General features: G+C 62.8%; 5 protein-coding genes. 4 read left to right on the forward strand and 1 reads right to left on the reverse strand.

Annotated elements, in window-relative coordinates:
* On the reverse strand, positions 1–202 hold a 202-nt coding region (locus WBB85_RS08800), incomplete at its 3' end, for a helix-turn-helix domain-containing protein (protein WP_432638248.1).
* Between the two features lie 169 nt (positions 203–371).
* Between WBB85_RS08800 and WBB85_RS08805 the strand changes: the two genes are divergently transcribed.
* The 4 genes from WBB85_RS08805 to WBB85_RS08820 are packed head-to-tail and all read left to right on the forward strand — an operon-like array spanning position 372 to position 2931.
* Positions 372–587, forward strand: a complete 216-nt coding sequence (locus WBB85_RS08805; RefSeq protein ID WP_432638249.1) for a twin-arginine translocase TatA/TatE family subunit — start codon at positions 372–374, stop codon at positions 585–587.
* Positions 588–620: 33 nt separating this feature from the next.
* Positions 621–1181 (forward strand): Sec-independent protein translocase protein TatB, encoded by a 561-nt coding sequence (tatB, locus tag WBB85_RS08810; protein ID WP_432638250.1) that lies wholly within the window; start codon positions 621–623, stop codon positions 1179–1181.
* Positions 1178–2092 carry a twin-arginine translocase subunit TatC gene (tatC, locus tag WBB85_RS08815; protein ID WP_432638251.1) on the forward strand — a complete coding sequence of 305 codons (915 nt, stop codon included), beginning with the start codon at positions 1178–1180 and terminating at the stop codon, positions 2090–2092. The genes tatB and tatC overlap by 4 nt, the downstream gene beginning before the upstream one ends.
* Positions 2089–2931 carry an ATP-binding protein gene (locus WBB85_RS08820; RefSeq protein ID WP_432638252.1) on the forward strand — a complete coding sequence of 281 codons (843 nt, stop codon included), beginning with the start codon at positions 2089–2091 and terminating at the stop codon, positions 2929–2931. The genes tatC and WBB85_RS08820 overlap by 4 nt, the downstream gene beginning before the upstream one ends.
* Positions 2932–3154 lie beyond the last annotated feature (223 nt).

Genomic DNA, 3154 nt, shown 5'->3' on the forward strand with positions numbered 1-3154 from the left:
GGGGCAGGGTGATCGAATCGCGCAGGACATAACCCACGCCCCGTTCGCCCGAGACCGGCAGCCCGCGTTCCACCAGTGTCGCCATATCGCGCCAGATCGTGCGGACCGACACATCAAGCACGTCGGCCAGGTCCACCGCACGGTGCAATTGACCGTCACGCAGAAGGCGCAGAAGCTGAAACAGGCGGTCATTGCGGCGCATGGGCGGGCTTTCCGGTGGGGCAACTGACAAAATACTGTCAGTTGCCGGGGTCCGACAAGGGCCCGGCATCACTTTATCAGACTTTTGTCGCTTTGAGTGCGCGCGGCGAGGGACTACATCGGTAAGGCAACATATGGGCGCGCGGGGATGCGCCCCCAGGGAGATACACATGCTCAACAATATCGGCATTCCGGGCCTTCTTCTGATCGCCGTCGTGGTTCTGGTGCTTTTCGGCCGCGGCAAGGTCTCATCGCTCATGGGTGAGGTCGGCAAGGGCATCACCGCCTTCAAGAAGGGTGTGAAGGACGGCAGCGAAGAGATCGAACAGGCCTCGGCTGACAAGGCCCGCGACGTGACCCCCGAGGATACGAAGGACAAGGTCTGAGCCTTGGCCTTCGCCTGAAGGGCGGACGCGCACATGTTTGACATCGGCTGGAGTGAGCTTCTGCTCATCGGCGTTGTGGCGCTGATCGTGGTTGGTCCAAAGGATCTGCCCGGGATGTTCCGCACGCTGGGACGTTTCACCGCCAAGGCCCGTGCGATGGGGCGTGAGTTCCAGCGCGCGATGGATGATGCGGCCAAGGAAACCGGCGTCAAGGAGACGGCGGATGAATTGCGGGCCATGACCTCGAAAAAGAACCTTGGACTTGATGCGCTGGATAAGGCGGCGTCGAAGTTCGAGAAATGGGACCCGGCGAAACCCTCGACCACACCGAAGGGCCCGGCAACGCAGGCCCTGGCCGACAAGAAGGCCGCCGAGGCGGCCGAACGCAAGGCGAAGGTGGCCGAAACCCTGGCCGCAAAGGCCGGAGAGGCCAAGCCCGAACCCGCGTCAAAGCCAGCGGCTTCGAAACCGGCAGCGCCCCCCCCGGCCAAACCCGCAGCAGCCAGGAAACCGGCAGCGGCAAAGAAAACAGCAACTGCTAAGAAACCGGCAGCGGCCAAGCCGAAATCCCCGGCGAAGAAGGGTGAGGCATGAGCAAGGACGATATCGAAGACTCGACCGCGCCGCTGATCGAGCATCTGGCCGAGTTGCGCACCCGCATCCTCTGGTCGCTGGCGGCATTCCTTGTTGGCATGGTGATCTGCTTTTCCTTCGGCAGCATGCTGTTGGACTTCCTGCTTTTGCCGATTGAAAAAACCATGCGGGCGCTCGGCAATGCCAATCCGGTGATGCAATACACCGCGCCGCAGGAATACTTCTTTACCCTGATCCGCATCTCGATGGTCGGCGGGCTCGGCCTGTCGTTCCCGGTCATTGCCTATCAGATGTGGCGGTTTGTGGCGCCGGGGCTTTACCGGACCGAAAAGCAGGCATTCCTGCCGTTTCTTGTCGCCTCGCCGGTGCTTTTCCTGATCGGCGCATCCTTTGCGCATTTCGTGGTTGTGCCACTGGCGATGCAGTTCTTTCTGGGCTTTGCCGATCTGCCATCCTATTTCGCTGCCGTCTTTTCGGGGGATGGGGTCCGCAAGCCGGTGGCCGATCACGGCATCGACATCGTCTTCAACGGCAAGGTCAATGAAACGCTCGACATCACGCTGAAGATGATCGTGGCCTTCGGCCTCTGCTTCCAGCTTCCGGTCCTTCTGACGCTGATGGGCAAGGCGGGGCTGGCCAGTTCGCGCGGTCTGCGCGGGGTGCGCAAATATGCGGTGGTCGGTATCCTCTCGGTCGCCGCCATCGTCACCCCGCCGGATGTGACGACGCAGGTGCTGCTGTTTGTTGTTGTCTACGGCCTTTACGAATTGTCGATCCTGCTCGTTCAATGGGTCGAGAAGAAGAAGGATGCAGAGGCGCGGGCCGAGGGCATCCTCGGTGAGGATGAGAGCCTGTTCGGTGAGGTCGACGACGATGAGCCCGAGCCTGAGGATGAGGCTGGCAAGGCATGAATGACGACCTTCTGACCCGCATCGCCGAGGCGTTGGAACGCCTCGCGCCGGCGCCCCGCCGGGCACCGGATTTCGAGGCGGCAGAGGCGTTCGTCTGGCATGTGGAGCCCGACCGACTGGAACCGGTACGGGATGTCAATCGGGTCGATCTGCCACTTCTGATCGGCATCGACCGGTCGCGCGATACGCTGCTGGCCAATACGCTGCAATTCGCGCGTGGTCTGCCCGCCAACAACGCCCTTCTCTGGGGCGCGCGGGGGATGGGGAAATCCTCGCTGGTGAAGGCGGTCCATGCCGAGGTGCGGCGGCAGGGCTTCACGCTGAAGATTGTCGAACTGGCGCGCGAGGATCTGCCCTCGGTCGGGCGGCTTCTGATGCATCTTCGCGCGGCGCGGGACCATCGTTTCGTGCTCTTTTGCGATGACCTGTCGTTCTCCCATGACGACCAGCATTACAAGAGCCTGAAGGCGGTGTTGGATGGCGGGATTGAGGGGCGGCCCGACAATGTCCTTTTCTACGCGACGTCGAACCGGCGGCACCTGATGCCGCGCGACATGATCGAGAATGAGCGTTCGACCGCGATCAACCCGTCCGAGGCGGTTGAGGAAAAGGTGTCGCTGTCAGACCGCTTCGGTCTCTGGCTGGGGTTCCATCCGTGCAGTCAGGACGATTATCTGGCGATGATCCGGGGCTATTGCGACGCCCATGGCATCGCAATCGACGATGCAACGCTCCGCGCCGAAGCCATCGAATGGCAGGCGACACGCGGCGCGCGGTCGGGCCGCGTGGCCTGGCAGTATTTCACCGATCTGGCGGGGCGGCGCGGCGTCACGATCTGACGCGTCTTTCCGGAATGCATGGAACGCTCGGAAGGGCTTGCCGGACCTGCGCCGGGCGGTCTGACCTCATACGAGGCGCACGGCCTCCAAAACGCCAGCCCGCCGGGACGGGCAGGCGCTCGCCCGGCGCCTTCGGCTTGTTCCCGGGCGATTGGCACTTCGGTTGAATGGCAGCAAAGCCCCGAATGCGGCCTTTCATGACCAGCAGGGCGAAGGTCCGGTT

Origin of the sequence: Albidovulum sp. (genome assembly GCF_049646345.1) — a bacterium.
Lineage (GTDB): Bacteria > Pseudomonadota > Alphaproteobacteria > Rhodobacterales > Rhodobacteraceae > Albidovulum.

What these genes read in the sequence shown, in the direction of transcription:
- WBB85_RS08805 (WP_432638249.1), top strand. Translation starts at nt 372, where the DNA reads ATGCTCAACAATATCGGCATTCCGGGCCTTCTTCTGATCGCCGTCGTG.
- tatB (WP_432638250.1), top strand. Translation starts at nt 621, where the DNA reads ATGTTTGACATCGGCTGGAGTGAGCTTCTGCTCATCGGCGTTGTGGCG.
- tatC (WP_432638251.1), top strand. Translation starts at nt 1,178, where the DNA reads ATGAGCAAGGACGATATCGAAGACTCGACCGCGCCGCTGATCGAGCAT.
- WBB85_RS08820 (WP_432638252.1), top strand. Translation starts at nt 2,089, where the DNA reads ATGAATGACGACCTTCTGACCCGCATCGCCGAGGCGTTGGAACGCCTC.